The sequence below is a fragment of the Streptomyces sp. NBC_00029 genome, from assembly GCF_045160505.1.
Classification (GTDB): Bacteria; Actinomycetota; Actinomycetes; order Streptomycetales; family Streptomycetaceae; genus Streptomyces.
Map to the genome: position 1 here is coordinate 1069499 of NZ_CP108292.1, position 22452 is coordinate 1091950.

General features: G+C 72.6%; 20 protein-coding genes. 7 read left to right on the forward strand and 13 right to left on the reverse strand.

The window, feature by feature from the left end:
- Positions 1–111: 111 nt before the first annotated feature.
- The 3 genes from OG753_RS05315 to OG753_RS05325 all read right to left on the reverse strand — a co-directional run bounded on the left by OG753_RS05315 (position 112) and on the right by OG753_RS05325 (position 2807).
- Complete coding sequence (locus tag OG753_RS05315; RefSeq protein ID WP_327260621.1) at positions 112–477, reverse strand: hypothetical protein; 366 nt, start codon at positions 475–477, stop codon at positions 112–114.
- 274 nt (positions 478–751) lie between these two features.
- Positions 752–1243, reverse strand: a complete 492-nt coding sequence (locus OG753_RS05320) for an SRPBCC family protein (protein WP_405787355.1) — start codon at positions 1241–1243, stop codon at positions 752–754.
- Between the two features lie 109 nt (positions 1244–1352).
- On the reverse strand, positions 1353–2807 hold the full coding sequence (locus OG753_RS05325) for an RNB domain-containing ribonuclease (RefSeq protein WP_327260623.1): 1455 nt from the start codon (positions 2805–2807) through the stop codon (positions 1353–1355).
- A gap of 225 nt (positions 2808–3032) precedes the next feature.
- On the opposite strand from OG753_RS05325, the gene OG753_RS05330 reads away from it, so the two are divergent.
- Positions 3033–3668, forward strand: a complete 636-nt coding sequence (locus tag OG753_RS05330; protein ID WP_405787357.1) for a hypothetical protein — start codon at positions 3033–3035, stop codon at positions 3666–3668.
- On the opposite strand, the gene OG753_RS05335 is transcribed toward OG753_RS05330, so the two are convergent.
- Positions 3661–4587, reverse strand: coding sequence for a hypothetical protein (locus tag OG753_RS05335; protein ID WP_327260625.1), 927 nt, complete (start codon positions 4585–4587; stop codon positions 3661–3663). The two genes, OG753_RS05330 and OG753_RS05335, sit on opposite strands and share 8 nt — an antisense overlap.
- A 163-nt stretch (positions 4588–4750) precedes the next feature.
- Entirely contained in the window at positions 4751–5521 is a 771-nt protein-coding gene (locus OG753_RS05340; RefSeq protein ID WP_405787359.1) for a hypothetical protein, read from the reverse strand.
- A gap of 160 nt (positions 5522–5681) precedes the next feature.
- Here OG753_RS05340 and OG753_RS05345 point away from each other — a divergent pair, with 160 nt between their 5' ends.
- Positions 5682–6218 carry an NUDIX hydrolase family protein gene (locus OG753_RS05345; protein WP_327260627.1) on the forward strand — a complete coding sequence of 179 codons (537 nt, stop codon included), beginning with the start codon at positions 5682–5684 and terminating at the stop codon, positions 6216–6218.
- Between the two features lie 57 nt (positions 6219–6275).
- On the opposite strand, the gene OG753_RS05350 is transcribed toward OG753_RS05345, so the two are convergent.
- On the reverse strand, positions 6276–6848 hold the full coding sequence (locus tag OG753_RS05350) for a TetR family transcriptional regulator (protein WP_327260628.1): 573 nt from the start codon (positions 6846–6848) through the stop codon (positions 6276–6278).
- Between the two features lie 148 nt (positions 6849–6996).
- Here OG753_RS05350 and OG753_RS05355 point away from each other — a divergent pair, with 148 nt between their 5' ends.
- Both OG753_RS05355 and OG753_RS05360 read left to right on the forward strand, forming a co-directional pair.
- Positions 6997–7788 carry an SDR family oxidoreductase gene (locus tag OG753_RS05355; protein ID WP_327260629.1) on the forward strand — a complete coding sequence of 264 codons (792 nt, stop codon included), beginning with the start codon at positions 6997–6999 and terminating at the stop codon, positions 7786–7788.
- A 316-nt stretch (positions 7789–8104) separates the two neighbouring features.
- Entirely contained in the window at positions 8105–10561 is a 2457-nt protein-coding gene (locus OG753_RS05360; RefSeq protein ID WP_327260630.1) for a CehA/McbA family metallohydrolase, read from the forward strand.
- Between the two features lie 122 nt (positions 10562–10683).
- Here the strand turns inward: OG753_RS05360 and OG753_RS05365 are convergent, their stop codons facing one another.
- The 6 genes from OG753_RS05365 to OG753_RS05390 all read right to left on the reverse strand — a co-directional run bounded on the left by OG753_RS05365 (position 10684) and on the right by OG753_RS05390 (position 17429).
- A complete protein-coding gene (locus OG753_RS05365; RefSeq protein ID WP_327260631.1) occupies positions 10684–11850 on the reverse strand; it encodes an alanine--tRNA ligase-related protein in 1167 nt (388 codons plus the stop codon).
- Between the two features lie 262 nt (positions 11851–12112).
- A complete protein-coding gene (gene cutA, locus OG753_RS05370; protein ID WP_401684597.1) occupies positions 12113–12436 on the reverse strand; it encodes a divalent-cation tolerance protein CutA in 324 nt (107 codons plus the stop codon).
- A 124-nt stretch (positions 12437–12560) separates the two neighbouring features.
- The gene (locus OG753_RS05375; protein ID WP_405787362.1) at positions 12561–13850 is read right to left on the reverse strand and encodes a ClC family H(+)/Cl(-) exchange transporter; all 1290 of its coding nucleotides are present in this window, start codon (positions 13848–13850) and stop codon (positions 12561–12563) included.
- 123 nt (positions 13851–13973) lie between these two features.
- Entirely contained in the window at positions 13974–14588 is a 615-nt protein-coding gene (locus OG753_RS05380; protein ID WP_327260634.1) for a dihydrofolate reductase family protein, read from the reverse strand.
- A 183-nt stretch (positions 14589–14771) separates the two neighbouring features.
- Positions 14772–16196 (reverse strand): amino acid permease, encoded by a 1425-nt coding sequence (locus OG753_RS05385; RefSeq protein WP_405792550.1) that lies wholly within the window; start codon positions 16194–16196, stop codon positions 14772–14774.
- 252 nt (positions 16197–16448) lie between these two features.
- Positions 16449–17429, reverse strand: a complete 981-nt coding sequence (locus tag OG753_RS05390; protein WP_327260636.1) for a hypothetical protein — start codon at positions 17427–17429, stop codon at positions 16449–16451.
- A 483-nt stretch (positions 17430–17912) separates the two neighbouring features.
- Between OG753_RS05390 and OG753_RS05395 the strand changes: the two genes are divergently transcribed.
- From OG753_RS05395 to OG753_RS05405, 3 genes are read left to right on the forward strand one after another with little or no spacing between them, the layout of a single operon-like run.
- Entirely contained in the window at positions 17913–19352 is a 1440-nt protein-coding gene (locus OG753_RS05395) for an FGGY family carbohydrate kinase (protein ID WP_405787364.1), read from the forward strand.
- Positions 19349–20746: an FAD-dependent oxidoreductase gene (locus tag OG753_RS05400; RefSeq protein WP_405787365.1), complete on the forward strand. Its 1398-nt coding sequence runs from the start codon at positions 19349–19351 to the stop codon at positions 20744–20746. Before OG753_RS05395 ends, OG753_RS05400 begins: the two co-directional genes overlap by 4 nt.
- The gene (locus tag OG753_RS05405; RefSeq protein ID WP_405787366.1) at positions 20743–21939 is read left to right on the forward strand and encodes an NAD(P)/FAD-dependent oxidoreductase; all 1197 of its coding nucleotides are present in this window, start codon (positions 20743–20745) and stop codon (positions 21937–21939) included. The genes OG753_RS05400 and OG753_RS05405 overlap by 4 nt, the downstream gene beginning before the upstream one ends.
- A gap of 45 nt (positions 21940–21984) precedes the next feature.
- Here OG753_RS05405 and OG753_RS05410 read toward each other — a convergent pair whose 3' ends face one another.
- Positions 21985–22410 carry a VOC family protein gene (locus tag OG753_RS05410; protein WP_405787367.1) on the reverse strand — a complete coding sequence of 142 codons (426 nt, stop codon included), beginning with the start codon at positions 22408–22410 and terminating at the stop codon, positions 21985–21987.
- Positions 22411–22452 lie beyond the last annotated feature (42 nt).

Sequence of the window (22452 nt, forward strand, 5' to 3'; positions counted from 1 at the left end):
GCGGACACGCCGGAGGCGCCACCCGCTCACCGCCGTCGGCCCGCCCACGGCCAGGGCACGGGGCGCCGCGGCCGGACCCGGGGGTCGCTCGGGCCACGACCCCCCACGGGGTCAGGAAGTGCGCTTCAGCGTCCAGGTGTTGGGGTTGAAGCTGGGGACCGCGGAGTAGCGACAGCCGCTCGAGTAGTAGGTGTTGGTGATGGTCCAGCCGGCGGGCGGCCAGGTGGACGCGCAGGCGTTGACCTGGGTACCGACCGGGTAGCCTCTGAGGTCCTTGATCTGCTTGGTGTTGGGCGTGAAGCCGGAGCCGCACCCGCCGCTGTTCCACCACTGGGTGTCCACCCAGCCGTCCGGGGTGAGCGTGCTGGAGCACATGGTGAGCGTGTCACCGGGTGCCGCCGATGCGGGACTCGCGGAGATCGCCAGGGCGGTGACGGCCATGGTGGCCAGAGCGGCGGCGTACCGGGTGCGGATCACAGAGACGTTCCTCCTAGGCGCGCTGGGAATCGCCGCCGACCATCGGCGGGCCGTTCCAGGCGCCCCGCTATTGCTATCCGACCGGTTCGGACTCCAGAAAGTCACCTTTTGGGCATAACTGCGTGACGGTTTAACGCCGTTGCCGTCGACCGCGGCCTGGTCGCTGGTGAGCTTGGGCCGCGTCTGCCGACGCGTGCGCGGGCGCGGACGCGGACGCGGACGCGGACGCGGGTTCGTGCGGAGAAAGCCCCGTCGTCGATGTTCCGCAGACAGGTCAGGGCTTCGCTTCGCGGACGTCCTTTCCCTCCTCGGCGAACGCCTTGAAGTCCCGCATGTGCTGCAGCGACTGCTTGCGGAAGGCGCCGGGCATCAGGAACCCCACCAGCCGCATCGTCAAGCCGCTGAACCGGTACTCGTTCTCGCTCGCCCAGAGCGTCGTCTCCGGACCGGCCTCGGTCAGCCGGTCGCGCACGGCGCTCCACATGCCCTCGCCGACGATCTCGCGGTCGAAGTGAACGACGCTCCCTTTCGGGATCCCGTGCAGGTCTGTCGGTTCCCGGCGCGTGATGGTCTCGGTGCACTCCATCTTCCGCTGCCCCATCTGCATCACGACCCGCGACGTGGTGCCGACGTGCCCGTGCGCGCCGCTCAGCGGCTCGTGCAGCACCAGGCCCCGCAGCCACTTCGGCATCTGCGCCGGGTCGGCGAGCAGCTGGACCACGTTCTCGCGCGGCAGGGCGATCTCAAGCGAGACGGTGTACTTCATGGCGGAGCCCTCCGGGTTCCTGAGTGAACGAGCGATCCACTGAGCTCTCACCCGGACGAGGGATGCCCTGCCAAGATCACCGCTCCGTGCGGCCGGGCACAACCGCCCCTCAGGGCACGGTGAAGAGGACCTTGTCCTCGTCCGCGGCGGGGTCCGCCTGCTTGAGCGTGGCCCTGACGCTGGATCCGAGCTGGAGATCCAGGCCGTTGGTCGAGACGACCTTGGCCAGCACCGCCGGGTCGGCCAGGAACACCTTGCCCTCGCGCGGTCTGCCCCGCTCCGCGTCGGTGTCGATGACCGCGGCGTCGAACACCTCGCCCACGCGGTCCTTGAGCACCGCGGCCTCGGCCAGGTCCACGGTCTGCCGGTCCGCCGGGCCGCTCTTCCCCCGTGCCGTGTCGCACGGGATGCAGGACAGGGCGTCGAGCACCCAGTTCGGCGGGGGCTTGTCCGCGCACGCCATCACGCACAGCTCATTGGTGTACCGGTCGACCAGGCGCCGCAGCGGAGCCGTGCAGTGGGCGTACGGGGCCGCCATCGCCGCGTGCATCGTGTACGCCGGCTTCTGGTTGTCGCGGAAGACGGTGTACTCCGCCTTGAGCATCGTGCTCGTGGCCTCGGTGAGGAAGGCCATGTGCTGCTGGTTCCGGGGATCGAGCTTGCGGACCAGCGTGGCGTACGAGATGCCGGGCCGCCAGACGATGCCCAGGGCCTTCGCGATGTCGTGCAGGCGTTTGCTCACGTTCTGATCGGCCTGCTCCTTCTGGGTCCGCAGGATGCCGGTACCCGTGTCGAGCATGATCTGGGCCGCGGACATGCCGGTCATGAGGGAGATCTGCTCGTTCCAGCCCTCGACCGGCAGCGTCGCCACGTAGCGCAGCCGGAACGATCCGTCCTTGAGGATGACCTCCTGGTCCGGCAGGTTCACCGAGATGCCGCCGCGCGCGATTTCGACCGCCTCCCGCAGCTCGCCGATCTCGCGCAGCAGGGCGAGGGAGTCCGACGCCGTGCCGTTCTCGATGGCCTGCTGGGCGTAGGCGTAATCGAACTGGGCCCGACTGCAGATCATGGCCCGGCTCACGGACGAGTCGGTCAGATTGCCGTGGGCGTCGAGGTCGTGCTGCCACAACAGGGCGGGGCGTTTCTTGTTCGGCAGCAGGCTGGCCGCGTCCTCGGAGAGGACGGGCGGGTGCAGGGGCACCTTGAGGTCGGGGAAGTACAGCGTCTCGATCCTGTCGTGCGCCTCGATGTCCAGTGGGCTGCCCGCCCTGACGAAGGTGGCCACATCCGCGATGGCGTAGTACACGCGGTAGCCGCCACCCGGCCGCCGTTCCAGGTGCATGGCCTGGTCGAGGTCCTTGGAGGCCGGCGGATCGATCGTGAAGAACGGCAGGTGGGTGGCGTCCTTGTCGGGCAGGCGCGCCTCACGCTTGGCCTTGTCGGCCGCATTGAGTACGCGCTTGGGGAAGCTCAGGGGGACCTTCAGCTCCGCGCGGAGTTCCTCCAGCGCGGTGCGCAGAGCGTCCTGGGCCTCGGCAGACATGTGCATCGGGCGGCGTCGCATGCCCCGAGCGTAGGACGGCGGTCACGAACCGGCACGGCGAGCGGGGCCGGCCGGCGGAGGGGACCGCGGCGACGACGGCCGCGCGGGAAGGGGGAAGTCCACGCCCGAGCGGTACCGCCGCCCGGGGAGATTACGCAGTGTCACCGCACCGGTTCCGTGCTTACGGCGAGCCACTGTGCGACGTTGGGCGCCGACCCGAGTCTGAGCGGAGGGACGGACACCGTGATGCCGGACATCAGACGCGGCTTCGCCGCGGCGACGCTGCTGACAGCCCTGATCATGACCTCCACGGCGTGCGGGGGATCCGACTCCGAGCCCGTCGAGATCCGTGACACCGCAACCACCGGCACGGAGACCAGTACGTCCCCCACCGCGCCGGCGGACGAGGATCTGGGCAAGGTCTTCCCCGGCACCGACGGAGGCTCCGGCGGTGGCACGACGCTGTCCGTGCCGAGGGCACAACTGGATGAGCCCGCCAGAGGCACCATGGAGTTCGCCAACGACCAGCAGGTGCCCCTTACCGTCCAGCCGCTGAGGGCCACGACCGACAGCGGGGAGCTTTCGATCGTCGGGGACGGCTGCACCGGCGTCACACTTCAGCCCCAGGAGACGTGCAGCGTCCAGGTCAGCCACACCGCCCAGGAAGCCGGCACGTGGACGGGCACGGTCACCGCTCCGACCGCCGAGGGGCCCGTGTTCTCGGTGACCCTGACCGGTGAGGCCGTCGAGGCCGCACCGGAGACGACCTCCGAACCCCCGTCGCCGGAGCCCGACGAGACCCCGGAAACCCCCGACGGGACCGGGACCCCGGAGACCCCCGACGGGACCCTGACTCCCACGCCCGAGCCCGAGCTCACCTGACAGACCCCTTCATCTCCACCCGGACCGTGCCGTCGTCGTCCGGGAGCACGACCGTCACGGTGTTCTTGTACCCCCCGTAGTAGGGGACGAGGTAGAAGCGGGTCGGGGTCTTCACCAGGAGGCGAAAGCCTCTGTACCGGTATCGGTAGGGCCCGGCCCGGGCACCCAGGTCCCTGAACGCGACATCCTTGGCGTGGTGGACCAGCGGCAGGCGCGAAAGGACCTCCACGGCCGGGCTTTGCTTCATACCACCGTTCGCGTCAGCCACCGCTTGCGTCTCGCCCGCCATCGCCGCGTACCGGGACACGCCGTAGAACAGGCTCAATGTCAGCATCCCCAGGAGCAACGCCCCGGCCACGAGCCACAGCCGGTCGGCGTCGCGCACCCGAGGGTTCCGCCGCCCGGCATCGTGTTGCCCGAGGCGCACCTGGACGGCGAAGAAGGCCAGGCTGGATCCGAGGGCCACCATGAGGCTGGGCAGCAGCCCGCGTGGCCAGCCCGCGGGGAGGAAGGCGAGCAGGTCTTCCCGGAAGAACACGGGGTAGCCCCCGACCACCCCCAGGAGCAGTCCCACCGCCAGCAGCGCGCGGTACACCGTGCGGCGCCGCCCCTCGTTCTCCGGGCGGGCCAGGGCGTGCCCGAGCCAGCCGAGCACCAGCAGGACGACGAGCCCGCAGACGAGCAGCATCCAGACCGGGAAGAAGAGGGCCTTCGGGCTGCGCGCGAGGACGGCCTCGACGGAGATGGGCAGGTCGCTGACCGGGACGCCGAACGCACGGTAGTAGGCCTCGTTGTACTGGTTGCCGAAGTAGTAGAGCAGCCCGAGTACGACGGCCCCGGGCGCCGCGACGTACGCCGCCTTGTCCAGGAACGACCATCTGGGAGGTGCCGACACGGGCCGTCGCGCCTTCACGGACATGCGCTCAGTCTGTCCGCCCGTCCCCGTGCCCGCACGTAATGGCCGCCCGCCCGGCTGACACCCCGCCGTACCGGTGAGGCCAAAACCGGCGGCAGGCCGGGAGCCCGCCGAGCGTCGTGGTCGGTCCGTGGGCGCGAGAGCCGGGTATCGCGTTCCGTCGCCGTCAGCCGATCGGCTGCCTGGATTCGGCGCGCACTTTGAGGGTCGTCCCCGCGAACGCGGCGAGGTCGATGGATCCGGGCTTCTGCTGCGAGGACTCCGGGGTGACGAAGCCGACCGAGGCGCCCGTGTTCTCGTCGGCCCAGGCGCACATCGGCAGGGAACTCTCGGCCCCGCCCTGCCGCACGGTCACCACCTGGCAGGACACGGTGACGTCGGATCCGGGGGGCGTGATGTCCCGTGCAGGGACCGCCAGGGACGCGCCCTGGGGGTCCGTGGCACCGTCGAGCATCTTCCTGCGGGCGCCCGCGGGGTCCTTGAACCGGCCGTACATTCCCGAGATGACCAGGGCGCTCGCCCCGTTCGACGATGCGGAGGTGTACTGGCCGACCGCCGGCTTCGGATCGCGGATCTTCGAGTCGTAGCTGCCGCTCAGGGCTTCCTTGCCCTCTGTGGCCGAAAGGTCCTGGACCAGCTTGTACTCGCCGCCCACCAGCGTCTCGGGAACGGTCAGCCGGTACCTGGCCTCGGGGAAGCCGGATCCGCCCAACGAGGCCGCGAACGCGGCGAATGCGCCGAGCGCCACCAGCGACCCCGCGACGATCCCGATCACCATGCCCGTCCGGCTCTTGCGCTGCGGCGTGCCCATCGGCGGCTGCCCCCAGGCTCCTTGACCGGGGTACGGCTGCTGGTACGCGGGCTGCGCACCGTACGGGTTCGGGGGCTGCGGGGGCCCGTACGGGCCGGGGGACTGCGGGGGCGGGGGCATGCTCATGCCCGAACGGTACGTCAGCCCTGCACGCGCCCGGCACGCGCCCGGGACCGACCGTCGCACCCTTCCCGTGCCCCCGCCCTCCCTGGCAACGGGGTTCCGCGCCAAAGCTCGTGGACGTGTGATCTGGGCCGGGGCCCACGAGGGAACGTAGGATCAAGGAATGTCTGACACGACCGAAACCACGCCCGGCTGGCTGAGCAGCGACGAGCTGAACACGGCCCGGGCCCGGATGCCGATCCTGTACGTCGAGGCAGTCCCCGTACGCGTGGACGACACCGGCGAAGTCACAAGCATCGGGCTGCTCCTGCGGATCGGAGCGGACGGGACGATCAACCGGGCGCTGGTGTCCGGCCGTGTCATGCACCACGAGCGGATCCGTGACGCGCTGCTCCGCCACTTGGAAAAGGATCTGGGCCCGGTGGCCCTCCCCCGCATCCCCGCCGCCCTCCAGCCCTTCACGGTCGCCGAGTACTTCCCCACGGTGGGCATCACCCCCTATCACGACCCTCGCCAGCACGCGGTGTCGCTCGCCTACATCGTGCCGGTCGCGGGTGACTGCCGTCCTCGGCAGGACGCCCTGGACCTGGTCTGGTTCAGCCCGCAGGAAGCGCTCTCGGCGGCCGTGCAGGGCGAGATGCCGGGCGGCCACGCGGTGTTGCTGAAGCAGGCCCTCGCGCACCTGGGTTACGCGTACTGAGGTCGCCGCGGCCGCGGCAGGCACCCTGCATGACGCTCACCGGCGCGACCGGCAGGTCTACGGACTCTGCGTCGGGGTGAACTTCGTGAGGATCAGCAGGGTGTCGACGAGGTCCTCGGCCGGGGCGCCGGTCGCCAGGCGGCGCAGCTGCTGCCCGAAGACCAGGGCGACGGCCACGCCGGCCAGGCGCTCGGGGTCCGGGACGCCGAGTTGGGTCAGGATCCGGGTGGCCAGCAGGTCGTAGGCGGCGAAGCACTCGGCCGCGGCGGCGCGCAGCCGTTCGTCGCGGCCGGCCTGGACGTACAGCTCGAACGGCGCGATGTGGCGGCTGTCGAAGGCGTTGCCGCCCGCGACCTGTGCCACCACCTCGGCCGCCTGGCCGATGTCGAACTGCTCGTCGGAGCATGCGTCGGCGAGCGCCGTGAAGTGGCGGGTCTCCTCGGCCACGAAGTGCAGCAGGCTCTCGCGCAGCAGCTCGTGCTGCGTCGCGAAGTGGTAGGTGACGGAACCGAGTGAGACCCCGGCCTCCTTGGCGATCCGCCGATTGGTGACGGCGGCGATGCCGTCCTGACCGATGATCCGCAGCACGGCGTCGATGATGCTCTGGCGGGTGTCGGAAGCAGGGGGCATGGCGCAATTCTGCCCCATCGGGCGGCTCGGCCTTCCCGGAGGGGCCGCGGGGTCGGGGGCTGCCGCGCTGTGGACAAGCAGCGGACTCATCCATACTGTTCGTTCGAACGAACAGTAGAGGGACTTCGTCAGCCGCACGGGAGTGGTCGTGGACATATCCGGATCGAACGTTCTACTGACCGGCGCCACCGGGGGCATCGGCGCCGCCCTGGCAGCGCGCCTGACCGCCCAAGGGGCCCGCCTGACGGTCACCGGGCGGCGCGAGGAAGCCCTCAAGGCCACCGCCGACGCCTGCGGCGCCCGCACCGTGGTCGCCGATCTGGCCGTACGTTCCGATGTCGTACACCTCGCCGAAAGCTGCGCGGAGGCGGACATCCTCGTCGCGAACGCCGCCCTGCCCGCCAGCGGCGACCTGCTGGACTACACCGAGGACCAGCTCGACCGCGCCCTCGACGTCAACCTCCGCGCGCCCCTCATGCTCTCCCGGCTGCTCGCGGAGCACATGGTGGGCCGCGGCCGCGGCCACATCGTGCTGGTCGGTTCCATTTCCGGCAAGGCCGCTACCAAGTCGACCTCCCTGTACAACGCGACGAAGTTCGGGCTGCGCGGATTCGCGCTCGCCCTGCGCCAGGAACTCAGGGGCACCGGCGTGGGGGTGTCCCTGGTCCAGCCCGGATTCGTCCGCGACGCCGGCATGTTCGCGGCCACCGGTGCCACCACGCCGAACGGCATCAGGACCGTCACCCCCGGCCAGGTCGCCGACGGCGTCGTACGAGCCGTCCGGCGCGACCTGTGCGAGGTCAACGTCGCGCCCCTGGAGCTGCGGCTGCTGAGCGCCATCGCCGGGCAGTTCCCCGGGTTCGCCGAGCGAGTCCAGGCCCGGTCGGACGTCGACGGCTCCGTGCGACAGATCGTCGAGGCCCAGCGCTCACGCCGCTAGGTCGTCTCTTTCGGATCCTGCTCCCCCAGGTACCGCGGGGAGGTGCCCCCAGGCCCGCGCTGCCCGGCACCGGACAACGCGGGCTCGGCCGGCACGATCCGAAAGAGACGGCCCAGGCGAGCGGCGCTCCCGTCCTTCGGCGGCGGGACCGCCGCTCGCTCCGACTCCCCCACCCTCCTGCGGAGCCGTTCGCACCCGGTTCCGCGCGCATCGGCATTCGCCCCGCATGCGCGCACCCGCACCGGCCCGCACCCCCGCATGTACGCACCCGCACCTGCACGCCTTCCTGCGCCCCACGTGAACGGAGAACACGGCTGTGCCGAGTGAACACCTCCCGAGCGATGCGCCCGACGCCGGCCCGCACGTCGAGCGCCGGTCCCTGCTCCGATTAGGGGCCCTGCTGGCCGCGGGCGGAGCGGCCGCGCTCGTTCCCGCACCGATCGCGCACTCCGCGACGAGGGGCCAGGGCACCGACACGGTGACCACCACCTACCGGGGCCACTCCCCCCAGGGCAACGACCAGTGGGCATACGTCGCCTTCGACGTGCCGGCGGGAGTCCGGCGGATCTCCGTCGCCACCACCCACGACGCCGCCGCCGGCATCCTGGACCTGGGGATCTTCGGCCCGTCCGGCTTCCGCGGCTGGTCGGGCGGCGCACGGACCGGCTTCACCCTCTCCCCCGCCGACGCCACCCCCGGCTACGTGCCCGGGCCCGTGGAGCCCGGCGGCTGGTCGGTCATCCTGGGGCCGATGGTCGGCAGCCCCGGCGGCATGGCCTGGCAGGTCGACGTCACCCTGCACCACGGGGAGACGCTGCCCGGAACCCCGTACGACATCCTGCCGGCCTCGGTGGCCGGGCGGGGCCCCGGCTGGTACCGGGGCGACCTGCACCTGCACAGCGTCCATTCCGACGGGCAGCGCACGGTGGAGGAGATCGTGGCGGCCGCCCGCCAGGAGGGGCTGCACTTCATCGCCACCTCCGACCACAACACCAGCTCCACCGGCGTGACCTGGCGCGGCAACATCCCGACCGACCTGCTGGTCATCAACGCCGAGGAGGTCACCACTCGCCACGGTCACTGGCTGGCGGTCGGCCTGCCGCAGGGCGAGTGGGTGGACTGGCGCTACGGGCCCGCGAACCCGGGGGTGTTCGAGAGTCATGCCCGGCGCGTGCACAGCCTGGGCGGACTCACGATCGCCGCTCACCCTCTCACTCCGGCGGCGGGGTCCTTCTGGGAGTTCGGCCTCGACCGCGTCGACGCGCTGGAGGTGTGGAACGGACCCTGGACCCTGGACGACGCGGCCAACATCGCCGCCTGGCACGTCATGCTCTGCCTCGGCAAGCGGGTCGCCGCCGTCGGCAACAGCGATGCGCACAGCCCCTCGGACGCCGTGGGCCGGCCCCACAACGTGGTGCACGCCAGCAGTCTGTCGACCCCCGCCGTACTGGACGCACTGCGCATGGGCCGTTCGTACGCCGTCGAATCCTCCGCCGTGACGCTGGACTTCACCGCCCGCACCGGCGGATCGGTGGCCGGCCCCGGTGAGGAACTGCCCCTGTCGTTCTTCGACGCCGTCGACGTGACCCTCAACGTGACGGGCGCCCCGGACAGCATCGCCACCCTGTACACCGAGTGGGGCATCATGGCCGCCACCTGTATCGACGGAAGTGGCCGGGGGCAGCTGCGCTGGCGCGGCTGGGGCAAGGCCTCGCTGTTCGCCCGGGCCGAGGTGCGCCGGCCCAAGCCCGCCTCCACCACGCTGGACCAACTGGTGGCCATCACCAACCCGGTGTGGTTCTACTCCGCGCAACTGCCCCCGTACGACGTGGAGCAGCGGGTGCTCTTCCACACCGAGCGGCGTTCCGACGGGTCGTGGAGCAGCATGCGTCCGCTTCCGGCGGCCTCCGGCAGCGGCTCGTTCAAGGGGATCCAGTGCGCCGCGGCCGCGATGGCGGACGGCTCGGTCGTGGTCCTCGGCATCGCGCCGGACAACGGGCTGTGGCTGACCGCCGTACGGGGCTCGGCCACGCTCCAGCCCTGGCAGCGCGTCGCGGGGCCGGACGGAGCGGCCGGGTTCACCGTCCGGGAGGCGGACATCGCGGCCTTCCCCGACGGCACCTGCCAGATCGTGGTGACGGCCATGGACGGCACCACCTTCCACCAGCAGCGGCGCGCCGACGGTGGGCTGCCCGGGTTCCGGGCCCTGGCCGGCTTCACGGCGAAGAGCCTCTGGGGTGCGACGAAGGTGTCGATCACCGCCATGCCCGACGGGTCGGCGCAGCTGCTCAGTTACGGCACGGACGGTGCCATGTACCACTGCGTTCGCGGGCGGGACGGTGTGTGGACCGCGTGGGGACGCCTGGCGGGCTACGGCGGGGCCCCCACGTTCTGCGGACCGGCCCTGGCGATCACCGGGATGCCCGACGGGTCCTCCCAGGTCCTCGCGATCGGGCTCGACGGGATCGTCTACCACCAGCTGCGGCGGGCGGACGGTTCCTGGACCGGATTCCGGCCGCCGCGGGGCGTCACCACGCCCACCATGGGCGCCAGCGCCATCGGCATCGCGGGGACGCCCGACGGCTCCGCCCAGATCGTGGCGGTCGGGCTCGACGGGCGGATCTGGCACAACGTCAGGAGGCCGGACGGCTCCTGGAGTCCGTTCGCGCAGATACCCGGCCCGAACGGGAGGGACCCCTTCCCCGCCGGACAGGTCCGCATCACCGCCCGGCGGGACGGCTCCACGCACGTGGCGGCCATCAGCGCCGGTTAGCCGGAGTCCGGTCCGGGCAGGGGCGCCCACCTGCGCGATGCCCGCAGGTGGGGCCCAGACCGTCCGGCCCCACAGGCCCGACCGGCCCGGCGGTCCGAGCTCGGCGTCGCCCCGCGTCGTCTTCACTCGTGCAGCAGGCCCGTGACCAGCTCGCGCGGCAGGCCGTGGGTGTCGTGGAGGTAGTGGAAGTCCTCCTCGGTCAGCGGGCCCCGGAACCGGGGGCGGGCGAGCACCTGGCGGCCGCGCTCCAGGAGCCGGCGGAACCGGTGCTCCTCCTCGATCAGGACCGGCCGTACGTCGCCCGGCCGGATGTCCTGCCGGAAGCGGTCCAGCGTGTGCCGGACCAGCACGTCCGGCAGGTCCTCCAGGCTCCGCGACGGGTCGTCCCGCCACAGCAGGGTGAGCACGCGTCGTACCAGGCGTCGCAGCACGTAGCCCCGGCCGGTGTTGGCCGGGCGCACCCCGTCGCCGAGTACCACGACGGCCGAGCGCAGGTGGTCGCAGACGACGCGCAGCGACCGCTCGTCCAGGGGCCATCGGGACGGTACGAGACTGCGCCAGGGGTCGAAGACGTCGCACTCGAACACGGACGACTTGCCCTGGAGCAGGGTGGCGAGCCGCTCCAGGCCGAGGCCGGTGTCCACGTTGCGCTGCGGCAGGGGGACCAGCGAGCCGTCGTCGAGCCGGCGGTGGCTCATCGTCACGTGGTTCCACACCTCGACCCAGCGGTCGTCGCGGGTGGGCGTGGACCGGGGCGGGCCGTCGCCGCTCCACAGGAAGATCTCCGAGTCGGGGCCGCACGGTCCTACAGGGCCGTTGGACCACCAGTTGTCCTCCCGGGTGAGTTCGACGGGGACGCCGCGGTCCTGCCACACCTCGAGGGAGGCGGTGTCCGGTCCGGTCCGGTCGTCGCCGGCGTGGACGGTGGCGTACAGCCGGCCCGGATCGATGCCCAGGCCCTCGGTGAGGAGGCCGTATCCCCAGTCGAGGCTGGCCGGGCCGTCGTAGTCGCCCAGTGACCAGGTGCCGAGCATCTCGAAGACCGTCAGGTGGGTGGCGTCGCCGACCTCCTCCAGGTCCGTCGTGCGCAGGCAGCGCTGGACGTTGACCAGTCGCCTGCCCAGCGGGTGGGGGCGGCCCTCCAGGTACGGCGTGAGCGGGTGCATGCCGGAGGTGGTGAAGAGCACGGGGTCTTCGGGCGGGGGCAGCAGGGTCGAGCCGACGATGCGGTGGTGCCCGCGCTCCTCAAAGTACTCGACGAACGTGCTGACCAGCTGCTCGGTACGCATGGGGTGACTCCTTAGCATGAAAGCGGGAGAGGCACCGGAGAACGGGACCGTCCGGTCTCCGACCGGGGCGGGATGCGCCGCGGCACTGCCGACGGACCGTTGTCCGGTCGCCGGGGAGAGGGGAAAGAAGGTCAGGCGGCGGCAACCGGCGAGCTGGTCGCTCGCGCGGTCGCGGTGGTGCTGGGGCCGGTGACGTTCATGCGGGTCACCATAACGCGGGCGGGCCGCCGGAGCCCGGGCTTTTTGTGCCGGCTCCGGTCCGCTACTCGGTCCTGGTCTCCTTCGCCGCCCACGCCAGGTACTCCTGGGTGGAGGCGGTGACCGGGAGCACGATCCACTGCGGCACCTCGTACGGGTGCCGCTCGTGGATCCACGCCTCGAGCTCGGCAACCTTCTCCGCGGTGGTCTTGAAGGAGAGCCGGTACTCCCGCTCGTGCTGCACGGTGTCCTTCCACCAGTAGAAGACCGTCATCCGCGCGTCCACGTGCACACCGGCCGCCAGCCGGGCCTCCACCGCGCCGCGCGCGATGTCGTACGCCTTCGCCTCGTCGTCCACGGTCGTCTGCGCGATCACGATGCTCGCCACGTTGGTCCTCCTCGATCGGGTTCCGCCACCCTATGGCCGGGCCCGCGTCCCCCCGTTGCGGGGCCCGGGGCCGCCAGGTGAGCGTCCAGGCCGTCCGGTACGCCCGGCGCACGTCGGGCACACGTCAGGCGCGTTCCAGCATCCGGCGGCGCAGGGTGTCGTAGAGGGGTTCGCTGCCCAGCCGGTCGGCGGTCACGGTCGCGGCGAAGCACGCGGTCAGCAGGGGCAGCAGGAGCGCGCCGGCGCCGGTCATCTCCGTGACCAGGACGACGGCCGTCAGCGGTGCCCGTACGACGCCCGTGAACACGGCGGCCATCCCCACCACCGCGAACGCCGCCGGCCCGGCCGATCCCGCCGGCAGCAACGGGGAGGCGAGCGCGTGGGTGAGCGTCCCCCACAGGGCGCCCAGCGCCAGCAGCGGAGCGAACAGTCCGCCGGGCGTCGCGGCCGCATAGCTCAGCGGCCCGGCCACGAAGCGGACGGCGAGGCAGAGCAGCAGCGCCGCCACCGTCAGGCTTTCACCGCTCAGCAGGCGCTCGCTCAACTCGTCGCCACCGCCCGTGAAGAGCGGATCGAAGCCCATCAGCGCGCCGACCCCGGCCCCGATGGCCCCCGCACGGACGGGAAGGGGCACCCGGGTCAGCCGGTCGCACACCTCCAGTGTCCGTACGACCAGAGCGCTGTACGCGGCGCCCAGCGCCCCGGCCGTCATCCCGGCCAGCAGGAAGACCGGCAGCATCCACAGCGGTGGGGCGGGGACCGCCGGCAGCGGAAGGACGAGCCCGTCACCCACGATCAGCTGGGAGCCGGCCACCGCCGTGACGGTGCCGAGGAGCGTCAGGAGCACCAGCCGCGGCCGGACCGTGCCGGTCAGTTCCTCGCAGACGAACAGCAGCCCGCCCAGTGGGGCCGTGAACGCCACCGCGAGGCCCGCACCGCCGAGCGCGGTGTGCAGCATGCGGGTGTCCTCGGCATCCAGCCGTGCGCTCCGGCCCGCCGCGGATCCGATTGCGGCGCCCATGTGGACGATCGGTCCTTCCCTGCCCAGGACCAGGCCCGAACCGATCGCGATGACGCCGCCCACGAACTTCGTCGGCAACAGCCGGGCGGTGCGCGCCTCGGACTCCTGCCGCCACACGGCTTCCACGTGCTGGATCCCGCTGCCCGCGGCGTGCGGGACCCGCTGGGCGATCAGGCACGCCACGGTGGCGCCCCCCGCGGTGAGGACGACGGGAATCAGCCGGCCCGCCGCGCCCAGCCCGGCAGCCGCCTCCAGAACCGAGGCGCGCCACTCGTCGGCGTGCTCCAGGCACCACCGGAATCCGCCGCCGACCAGCCCGACCAGGCAGCCTGCCGACGCCGCGACCAGGAAGACGCGGCCGGCTCTCCCCCGGCCGGACCGAACACCGGGCATGCGCTGCCTCCACCGAGCCGCACGGGGACCTCCTCCCCCGAGCCTGGCCTCGCGGGGCGACCGTCAGGACCAACCGCGCCGCACCGGCCCCGAACCCACCCCGAGCAGCCGAATCCCGACGTCCTAGTGCTGGGGCAGGTGGGTCCTGGCGTCCTCGTACGTGCCCTCGCCGGGTGCGGCGGCCACGGCGTAGAAGAGGTTCAGCACGCCGGTCCGGAAGGTCTCGGCGGACACCAGTTCCAGCGGGATCGACGGCTCGCCCTCCTCGAAGAGCCGCAGGCCGCTGCGGACGGCGATCGGGTGCAGCAGCAGGTTCAGCTCGTCCAGGAGCCCGGCGGCCGTCAACTGGCGTACGACGGACACCGAGCCGCTGATCCAGACGGGTGTGTCCGTGTCCGGCTCGTTCTTCAGGGCGGTGACCGCCGTGGTGAGGTCGCCGGCGAGCTGTTCGCAGTTGCGCCAGGTGAAGTCGAGCGGGCCGGACGAAACGACGATCTTGCGGGCGTCACCGAGCACCTTGGCGAACGGGGCGTCCTCGCCGCCGGCCGCTTCCCGGTCCGGCCAGGCGCCCGCGAAGCTGTCGTAGGTCCTGCGGCCGAGCAGCAGGGTGTCGGCCCTGCCGAGGGTCGCGTCGACGGCCGCCCCCATCTCCTCGTTGAAGTAGGGGAAGTGCCACTGGTCGGGCGCCTCGACGACACCGTCGAGCGAGATGAACAGCTGTGCCTTGATCTTCCTCATACCGGTCTCCGGGGGCTGGTGGTCGGTCCGTCCGCGTACCGCCCCATCCAAGGGCACGCGCGGGCCGCACGCCTGACGACTCCCCGGAGACGGCTGCGGCCGCGGCTTCGGTCCGTACGGACATGAAGGCGCGGCCGGCCGGGGTGCGCACCCGCCGCGAAGGCGGGTGCGCGCACGGCGGGGTCAGACGATGTCCTCGGCGATCTCCGCCTGCTCCCGGGCGTTCCCGTAGGCCGACGGGGTGCCGTAGGAGCTGCGGGCGACGTACCACCAGACGCTGGCCAGGACCAGGACCACCGCGAGGGCGATCACCGCGTAGTTCATCGAGTCGATCGTCACCGGGGACTTCTGGGGCAGGCAGAACAGGACGGTGACGAGCGCCACCCAGACGACGGCGATCCAGCCGATCGGCTTGCTCCAGCGGCCCAGGTTCCAGGGGCCGGGCTCGAAGCGGTTGCCGGCGCGCAGGCGCAGGTAGATCGGGATGGCGTAGGCCGGTGTGATGCCGATGACGTTGATGGCGGTCACGGCCCCGTAGGCGGTGGCGGAGTACAGCGACGGGACGGCCAGGACGCCCGCGACGGCGACCGCGAGCCAGACGGCCGGCACCGGCGTCTGGGTCCGGCTGCTGACCTTGCGCCACAGGGCGGAGCCGGGGAGCGCGTTGTCACGGCTGAACGCGAAGACCATCCGGCTCGCGGCGGCCACCTCGGCGTTGCCGCAGAACAGCTGGGCGACGATGACGACGAGCAGGAGGGCGGTGGCGCCGCCGGAGCCCAGTGCGTCGAGGAAGATCTGGGCGGGCGGGACGCCGGTGGCGCTGCCCTGGACCGCCGCGTAGTCCTGGATGGCGAAGGTGAGGCCGGCGAGCAGGGCGAAACCTGCGATCCAGGAGACCCAGATGGCGCGGACGATGCCCTTGGCGGCGGAGACGGAGGCGTTCGATGTCTCTTCCGAGAGGTGCGCGGAGGCGTCGTAGCCGGAGAAGGTGTACTGGGCGAGCAGCAGGCCGACCGCCGCCACGTAGAACGGGTTGGCCCAGCCGGTGTCGTTGACGAACTCGGTGAAGACGAACGAGGCGGACTGGTGGTTGTCGGGGACGAAGGCCAGGGCGCCGACGATCACGGCGACACCGCCCAGGTGCCACCAGACGCTGATGGAGTTGAGCACGCTGACGAGGCGGACCCCGAAGAGGTTGAGGGTGGCGTGCAGCAGCAGGATGCACAGGAAGATCAGGAAGGTCGAGCCGGGGGTGGGCACGAACCCGAAGCGGAGGTTGAGGAAGGCGCCGGTGAACAGGGCGGCGCCGTAGTCGATTCCGGCGATGGCGCCGAGCAGGCCGAGCAGGTTCAGCCAGCCCGTGTACCAGCCCCAGCGGCGTCCGCCGAGCCGGTCGGCCATGTAGTAGAGCGCCCCGGAGGTGGGGTAGGCGCTGGTCACCTCGGCCAGGGCGAGACCCACGCAGAGGACGAAGAGGCCTACGCCGATCCAGCCCCACAGCATGACGGCCGGGCCGCCGGAGCCCATGCCGAAGCCGTAGAGGGTCATGCAGCCGGAGAGGACGGATATGACCGAGAAGCTGATGGCGAAGTTGCCGAAGCCGCCCATCCGGCGGGCGAGGACGGGCTGGTAGCCGAGTTCCCTGAGGCGTTGTTCCTCGTCCTGCTGGGGTGGGGCCTTGCGGTCCGGGCGGGCTGCCCATTCGGTTCGGGACACGGCGGTACCTCCGGGGGTCTGTGGAGCACGGGGACGGTGGAGCACGGGGGTGCGGTGGGACAGGGGGGGTGCTGTGGGGCAGGGGGGTGGGCCAGGGGGTGGTGTGGAGCGGGTGGCCGGAGCCCCGGGAGGAGGAGGCGGGGGTCAGTTCCGGCCGGCCAGGCTGCGGGACCTGGCCTGCAGGAACACCTCCTCGGCGAGGGCACGGTCGGCCGGGTCGCGGGTCCGGTTGGCCCAGGGCAGGGTGGTCCAGTACGGGCCGATGGCGCCGAAGACCCGGGCCGCCTCGTCGAACTGGAGCGCTCCCCACAGGGCGTGGGCGAGCTGGTTCAGATCGAGCGGGGAGGCGTGCGGCAGGTCTGCGTGGTGGAACCAGGTGTGCAGGGCGTGGAGGGCGTCGCGGACGGCGTCCTCGGCGACCCAGTGCAGGTCGAGCGCCCTTTCCTGGCCGCGTTCGCGGCGGTAGCGCTCGACCCGTACGTAGAGCGGCAGGACGTGGAGGGCGGATCCGGGGGGTGCGGAACCTGCCGCCCAGTGAACGAAGTTGGCGGCCTCGGAAAGCGGTCCGGGCGCGCCCGCGTACACGAACTGGAGCATGCGGTGGTAGGCCTCGCGGTTGTGCGGGTCGCGCTTGTCGGCCTCCGCGAGCATGCCCCAGGGGCCGGGCGGCAGCATCGGGCCGGGTGGCGCGATCCGGTGCTCGGCCATCTGGCGGTGCTCGTCGAGAAGGGCGAGGGCGAGCAGGCAGACCCAGGGCACGGGGTCGGCGGGGCTGATGCCGGCGGTCTCGCGGCAGGTTTCCCAGGCCTCCCGCCACAGTTCGCCGGTGCGCGGGTGTCCGGCGCGGTGGGCCCGGACGGCCCGTTCGACGGTGACGCGCGTGTGCATCACGAGCGCGGCGACGCTGTGCGGTTGCTCGGTGCGCCAGGCCTGGACCACGTCGGATCCGGCGGCGATGGCCGCGAGGACCTGGGTGCGCTGGGTCCACAGCCCCCAGCCGTCGGTGCGATCGAGTAAGCGCGCCATGGACACCCACCGGCCGGTGCGCAGGTCCTGGGCGGCGGACCGCAGCTCGTTGTCGTGGCCGGCCGGGTGGTAGACGGGCCGGAAATCGCTGCCCGCCATCACCTCGTCCCGGTCGACGGGCGGCGACGGCGCCCCGGGAGGGCGTGTGCTGCGGTGGTCGTGATCATCAGTCCTCGGATCGCATGGAAGGTGGGTTCATCCGGTGCCCGGCTGCGGCGCTGCAGCCGTGCCCGGTGCCAGGGATGCGTGAACCATGCGAGAACTGTTCGGCGAACCCCCGCCGTTGACCCACGGTCGATGTCGCTGCCCGTTGATCGGCGATCACTATAAGGCGATCAGGAGCATACGCATCCAGATTCTTGTTCGAACGCAAGTATCAAGCCAACAAGCAGATGTGATTACACGTCAGTGGCGTGCCGAGCGCTGCGGAAGGATCTTGACGGGCGACGTCCACTGGTGAAGGCTTCCGACCGGCGTTCGATCAGTGCGGTGAGTCCAGCCGCTCCGGTCGGTTCAGCCGGTTCGGCCGGGTCCGTCGGGTCCGGCCCGTGCGGTCAAGGTGATGGCAGGGACGGAGTGGTGATGACGGGCCCGGTGCTCGCTGTCGATCAAGGCACCTCGGGGACCAAGGCGCTGGTCGTCTGTCCGGTTCGCGGGGTCATCGGCTCCGGATCGGCTCCGGTACGCCCCCGCTACCTGCCGGGCGGCCGGGTCGAGGTCGCCCCCGGCGAGCTCCTGGACTCGGTGGTCGAAGCCGGACGCGCCGCGCTGGCGGCGGCCGGCGAACCCGTGGTGGCGGTGGGCCTCGCCAACCAGGGCGAGACCGTCCTCGCCTGGGATCCGGCGAGCGGCGAGCCCCTGACCGACGCGATCGTCTGGCAGGACCGGCGCGCCGAGCAGCTCTGCACCGAGCTGGCCCCGCACGCGCCGTCGCTGCGGGAGACGACCGGCCTGCCGCTCGATCCGTACTTCGCCGCGCCCAAGATGGCCTGGATACGCCGCCACCTGACCCGGCGGGGCGTCGTGACGACGAGCGACGTCTGGCTCGTGCACCGCCTCACCGGTGCGTTCGTCACGGACGCGGCGACCGCCGGGCGCACCCAGCTGCTCGACCTCGACACCACCCGCTGGTCGGAGACCGCACTCGACGCCTTCGGCCTCGTGGGTGAGCGGCTGCCTGAGGTGGTCGACGCGGACACCCGCGTCGGCACCACCACCGCGTTCGGACCCGAACTGCCGCTGACGGGGCTGCTCGTGGACCAGCAGGCCGCGCTGCTCGCCCAGAGCGTCACCGAGCCCGGCACCGCCAAGTGCACCTACGGCACGGGCGCGTTCCTGCTCGCACAGACCGGCCCGCGGCCCCTGCGCAGCTCCTCGGGACTGGTCGGCTGCGTGGCCTGGCGCCTCGCCGGCCGGACCAGCTACTGCCTGGACGGGCAGGTGTACACGGCCGCCTCCGCCGTGCGCTGGCTCACCGATCTCGGGGTGATCTCCGGCGCCGCCGACATCGACACCGTGGGCGGGAGCGTCCCGGACGCCGGCGGCGTCACCTTCGTTCCGGCGCTCGCCGGGCTCGCCGCTCCGTGGTGGCGGGGCGACCTGCGGGGCTCGGTCACCGGCCTGGGCCTCGACACCACCGCCGGGCATCTGGTGCGAGCCCTGTGCGACGGTGTCGCCGCCCAGGTGGCCGAACTCGCGGACGCGGTCGCCACCGACCTGGGCGCCCCGCTCGCCGCCCTGCGCGTCGACGGCGGGCTCACCCGCTCCGCGCTCCTCATGCAGGCCCAGGCCGATCTCCTCGGGATCCCCGTCGAGGTGTCGGCGCTGCCGGACGTCACCGCCCTCGGCGTCGGCGCCGTCGCCCGGCTCGGGCTCGATCCCTCGCTCACCGTCGCCGAGGCCGTCCCGGAGTGGAAGCCGTCCGCCGTCTACGAGCCGCGTGCCGGTGCGGCGCAGGCCGCGGAGCGCCGGGCTCGGTTCCGCTCCGCGGTGTCGGCCCTGCTGGGCGACGGACCGGCATGACGGTCACCGTCGGCGGCGGACTGCCCGGCGGGCAGTACGACGTGACGGTCGTCGGGGCCGGCGTCGTGGGCTCGGCCGTCGCCCGCGAACTGGCCCGGCTCCCCCTGCGGATCGCGCTGGTCGACGCGGCCGACGACGTGGGCGAGGGCACCTCGAAAGCCAACACCGCCATTCTCCACACGGGTTTCGACGCCGTGCCCGGCTCGCTGGAGTCCCGGCTCGTCCGGGAGGGACAGCGGCTGCTCTCCGCCTACGCCGCCGAGAGCGGCATCCCGGTGGAGCCGCTCGGTGCGCTCCTCGTCGCCTGGGACGAGGAACAGCGGGCCGCGCTCGCGGGCCTCGCCGACAAGGCGGTCCGCAACGGCTACCGCGCGGCGCGCATCGCCCTGCCCGAAGAGGTGCGGGCCCGCGAACCGGAGCTGGGGCCCGGGGTGCTGGGGGCGCTCGACGTGCCGGGCGAGTCGGTGATCTGCCCCTGGACCACCACGCTCGCGTATGCGACGCAGGCGGTCCGCTCGGGCGTCGATCTGCACCTCAACTGCCGTGTACTGAAAGCTATTTCGGGTGATGTGCACACGCTGACCACGAGCCGGGGGCCGCTGCGCACCCGGTACCTGGTCAATGCGGCGGGGCTCTACGCCGACGAGATCGATCGGCTGCTGGGCCACGCCGACTTCACCGTGACGCCCCGGCGCGGCCAGCTGATCGTCTTCGACGAATTCGCCCGCGGCCTGGTCCGGCACATCCTGCTGCCGGTACCGGGAGCCCTCGGCAAGGGGGTGCTCGTCTCGCCGACGGTGTACGGGAAGGTGATGCTCGGGCCGACCGCCGAGGACCTGGACGACAAGACGGACACCGGATCGACCGCCGCGGGTCTCGCCGTGCTGCGCGAGAAGGGCCGACGGATCCTGCCGGCCCTCCTGGACGAGGAGGTCACCGCCGTCTACGCCGGTCTGCGGGCCGCCACCGGTGACGAGGACTACGCGATCCGGTCCCATCCGGCGCAGCGGTACGTCACCGTGGGCGGGATCCGCTCGACGGGGCTGACGGCGTCGATGGCCATCGCCGCCCATGTGGTGGCACTGCTGGCCGACGGCGGTCTGCCGGTGGCGGGGGCCCGGGATCTGGAGCCGGTGCGGATGCCGAACCTGGGCGAGGCGTTCCCCCGGCCCTACCGCGACGCGGAGTTGATCGCGCGGGACCCGGAATACGGCCGGATCGTGTGCCACTGCGAGCGCGTGACCCGCGGGGAGATCCGCGACGCGCTGGCCGCGACCGTACCGCCCGGTTCGCCCGACGGGCTGCGGCGGCGCACCCGCGCGCGCGGCGGCCGTTGCCAGGGCTTCCACTGCGGGGCCGCCGTCCGCGCGTTGTTCGAGGAGGCCCGCCGGTGACACGCGCCCGCACGGTCGACGTCCTGGTCGTCGGCGCCGGCCCCGCAGGGCTGACACTGGCCGCGCGCCTCGCGGGAGCGGGTGCGGGCCGCGTCGAGGTGCTGGAGCGCGAGCAGGACGCGGGCGGGGCGCCGCGCCACTGTCATCACGGCGGGTTCGGGGGGCTCCTGCGCCCCTGGCTCGCGGGGCCGGCGTACGCACGGCTGGCCGTGGAGGCGGCGGTGGCGGCCGGGGCCACGGTCCGTACGGGTGTCACCGCCACCGGCTGGGCCGGCCCCCTGTCGCTGGAGACCACGAGTCCGGCGGGCCTGGAGCGGATCACGGCCCGGGCCGTCGTCCTGGCCACGGGCGCCCGGGAGCGCCCCCGCAGCGCCCGGCTGGTGCCGGGCTCCCGGCCGGCGGGGGTGCTGACCACCGGGGAGCTGCAGCAGTCGGTCCACCTGTACGGACAGGAGGTGGGCCGGAGGGCGGTGGTGGTGGGCGCCGAGCCGGTGGCGCGCCACGCGGTACGCACGCTGCGCCGGGCCGGTGCGGAGGCGGTGGCCCAGGTCACCGAGCACTCCCGCGGTATCGCCGTACCGGGAGTACCGCTGCTCAGGGCCACGACGGTGGTCGAACTGCGCGGCCGGGGACGCCTGTCGGGGGTGGCCGTGCGCCACGAGGACGGCCGTTCTGGGGTCCTCGCCTGCGACACGGTGGTCTTCACCGGCGACTGGATCCCCGACCACGAACTGGCGCGCCGGGGCGGCATCGCCCTGGACCCGGGGACGCGCGGTCCTTGCGTGGACGCGTCGTTCCGTACGTCGGCGCCTGGGGTCTTCGCGGTCGGCAACGCCCTGCACGGCGTCGAACGCGCAGCCGCCGCGGCCGCGGAGGGCGCCGCCGCGTCAGCTGCTGTCCTGGCCCGGCTTTCGGGTGCGCCCTGGCCGGAGCCCGGTCCACCGCTGGTCGTCCGGGCCCCGCTGGTGTGGGTGTCGCCGAACCGGCTCACGGGGACCGCCGGGCGGCCGCTGCTGCTGCGGTCCGGGGAGCCGCTGACGGGGCCGGTGGTGACGGTCGCCCAGGACGGCCGGCTGCTGTGGCGGCGGCGGTTCCCGGGCCGGGTGCCACCGTGGCGATCGCTGCGGCTGCCGCCGGGGTGGACGGACCGTGTCGACCGGGGCGGCGGTCCGGTCGTGGTGACCGCCGGCTGACGGCGGTTCGCCCCGCGCCGGTACCCGTGCGGGGCGGCGGCAGTTTCAGTCCGTGGAGTCCGTGCGGGCGCGGCTGTCGGGAACCGCGGAGAGGACGAACCCGTGGCCGGCCGGGTCGGCGTAACGGCGCAGAGTGGTCCGGCTGCCCGGCAGGCTGCCGTCGTCCTCCGCGGCCACCGGCCGGGCCCCGAGGGTCACGGCCTCGCGCTCGGCCTCGTCGAGGAACCGCTCCTCCACGAGGACGCACAGATGGGCCTGTTGGGAACCCTCCGGCAGCGGCCAGCTCGGCGGGACGTGGTCTGGGTCGCGGCGGACGCCGAGTACCACGCCCGTGCGGCCGGTGACGAGGAGCAGGTCCTCGTCACCCGGGGCCGGTCCGTTCGTGGCACCGAGCAGTTCGGAGTAGAACCGTGCCAGCAGCTCGGGCTCGGCACTGTCCAGGACGAGAACGGTTGTCTTGGGTACGGTCATGCACGGCGTTTGCCCGGTGCCCGCGCCCGTACACGGTACGGG

Excerpts from the sequence above, each read along its gene's own strand:
- OG753_RS05320 (WP_405787355.1), bottom strand. The coding sequence starts at position 1,243 with ATGAAGTACACCGTCTCGCTTGAGATCGCCCTGCCGCGCGAGAACGTG.
- OG753_RS05325 (WP_327260623.1), bottom strand. The coding sequence starts at position 2,807 with ATGCGACGCCGCCCGATGCACATGTCTGCCGAGGCCCAGGACGCTCTG.
- OG753_RS05330 (WP_405787357.1), top strand. The coding sequence starts at position 3,033 with ATGCCGGACATCAGACGCGGCTTCGCCGCGGCGACGCTGCTGACAGCC.
- OG753_RS05335 (WP_327260625.1), bottom strand. The coding sequence starts at position 4,587 with ATGTCCGTGAAGGCGCGACGGCCCGTGTCGGCACCTCCCAGATGGTCG.
- OG753_RS05340 (WP_405787359.1), bottom strand. The coding sequence starts at position 5,521 with ATGAGCATGCCCCCGCCCCCGCAGTCCCCCGGCCCGTACGGGCCCCCG.
- OG753_RS05345 (WP_327260627.1), top strand. The coding sequence starts at position 5,682 with ATGTCTGACACGACCGAAACCACGCCCGGCTGGCTGAGCAGCGACGAG.
- OG753_RS05350 (WP_327260628.1), bottom strand. The coding sequence starts at position 6,848 with ATGCCCCCTGCTTCCGACACCCGCCAGAGCATCATCGACGCCGTGCTG.
- OG753_RS05365 (WP_327260631.1), bottom strand. The coding sequence starts at position 11,850 with ATGCGTACCGAGCAGCTGGTCAGCACGTTCGTCGAGTACTTTGAGGAG.
- OG753_RS05375 (WP_405787362.1), bottom strand. The coding sequence starts at position 13,850 with ATGCCCGGTGTTCGGTCCGGCCGGGGGAGAGCCGGCCGCGTCTTCCTG.
- OG753_RS05380 (WP_327260634.1), bottom strand. The coding sequence starts at position 14,588 with ATGAGGAAGATCAAGGCACAGCTGTTCATCTCGCTCGACGGTGTCGTC.
- OG753_RS05385 (WP_405792550.1), bottom strand. The coding sequence starts at position 16,196 with ATGGGCGGCTTCGGCAACTTCGCCATCAGCTTCTCGGTCATATCCGTC.
- OG753_RS05390 (WP_327260636.1), bottom strand. The coding sequence starts at position 17,429 with ATGGCGGGCAGCGATTTCCGGCCCGTCTACCACCCGGCCGGCCACGAC.
- OG753_RS05395 (WP_405787364.1), top strand. The coding sequence starts at position 17,913 with ATGACGGGCCCGGTGCTCGCTGTCGATCAAGGCACCTCGGGGACCAAG.
- OG753_RS05400 (WP_405787365.1), top strand. The coding sequence starts at position 19,349 with ATGACGGTCACCGTCGGCGGCGGACTGCCCGGCGGGCAGTACGACGTG.
- OG753_RS05410 (WP_405787367.1), bottom strand. The coding sequence starts at position 22,410 with ATGACCGTACCCAAGACAACCGTTCTCGTCCTGGACAGTGCCGAGCCC.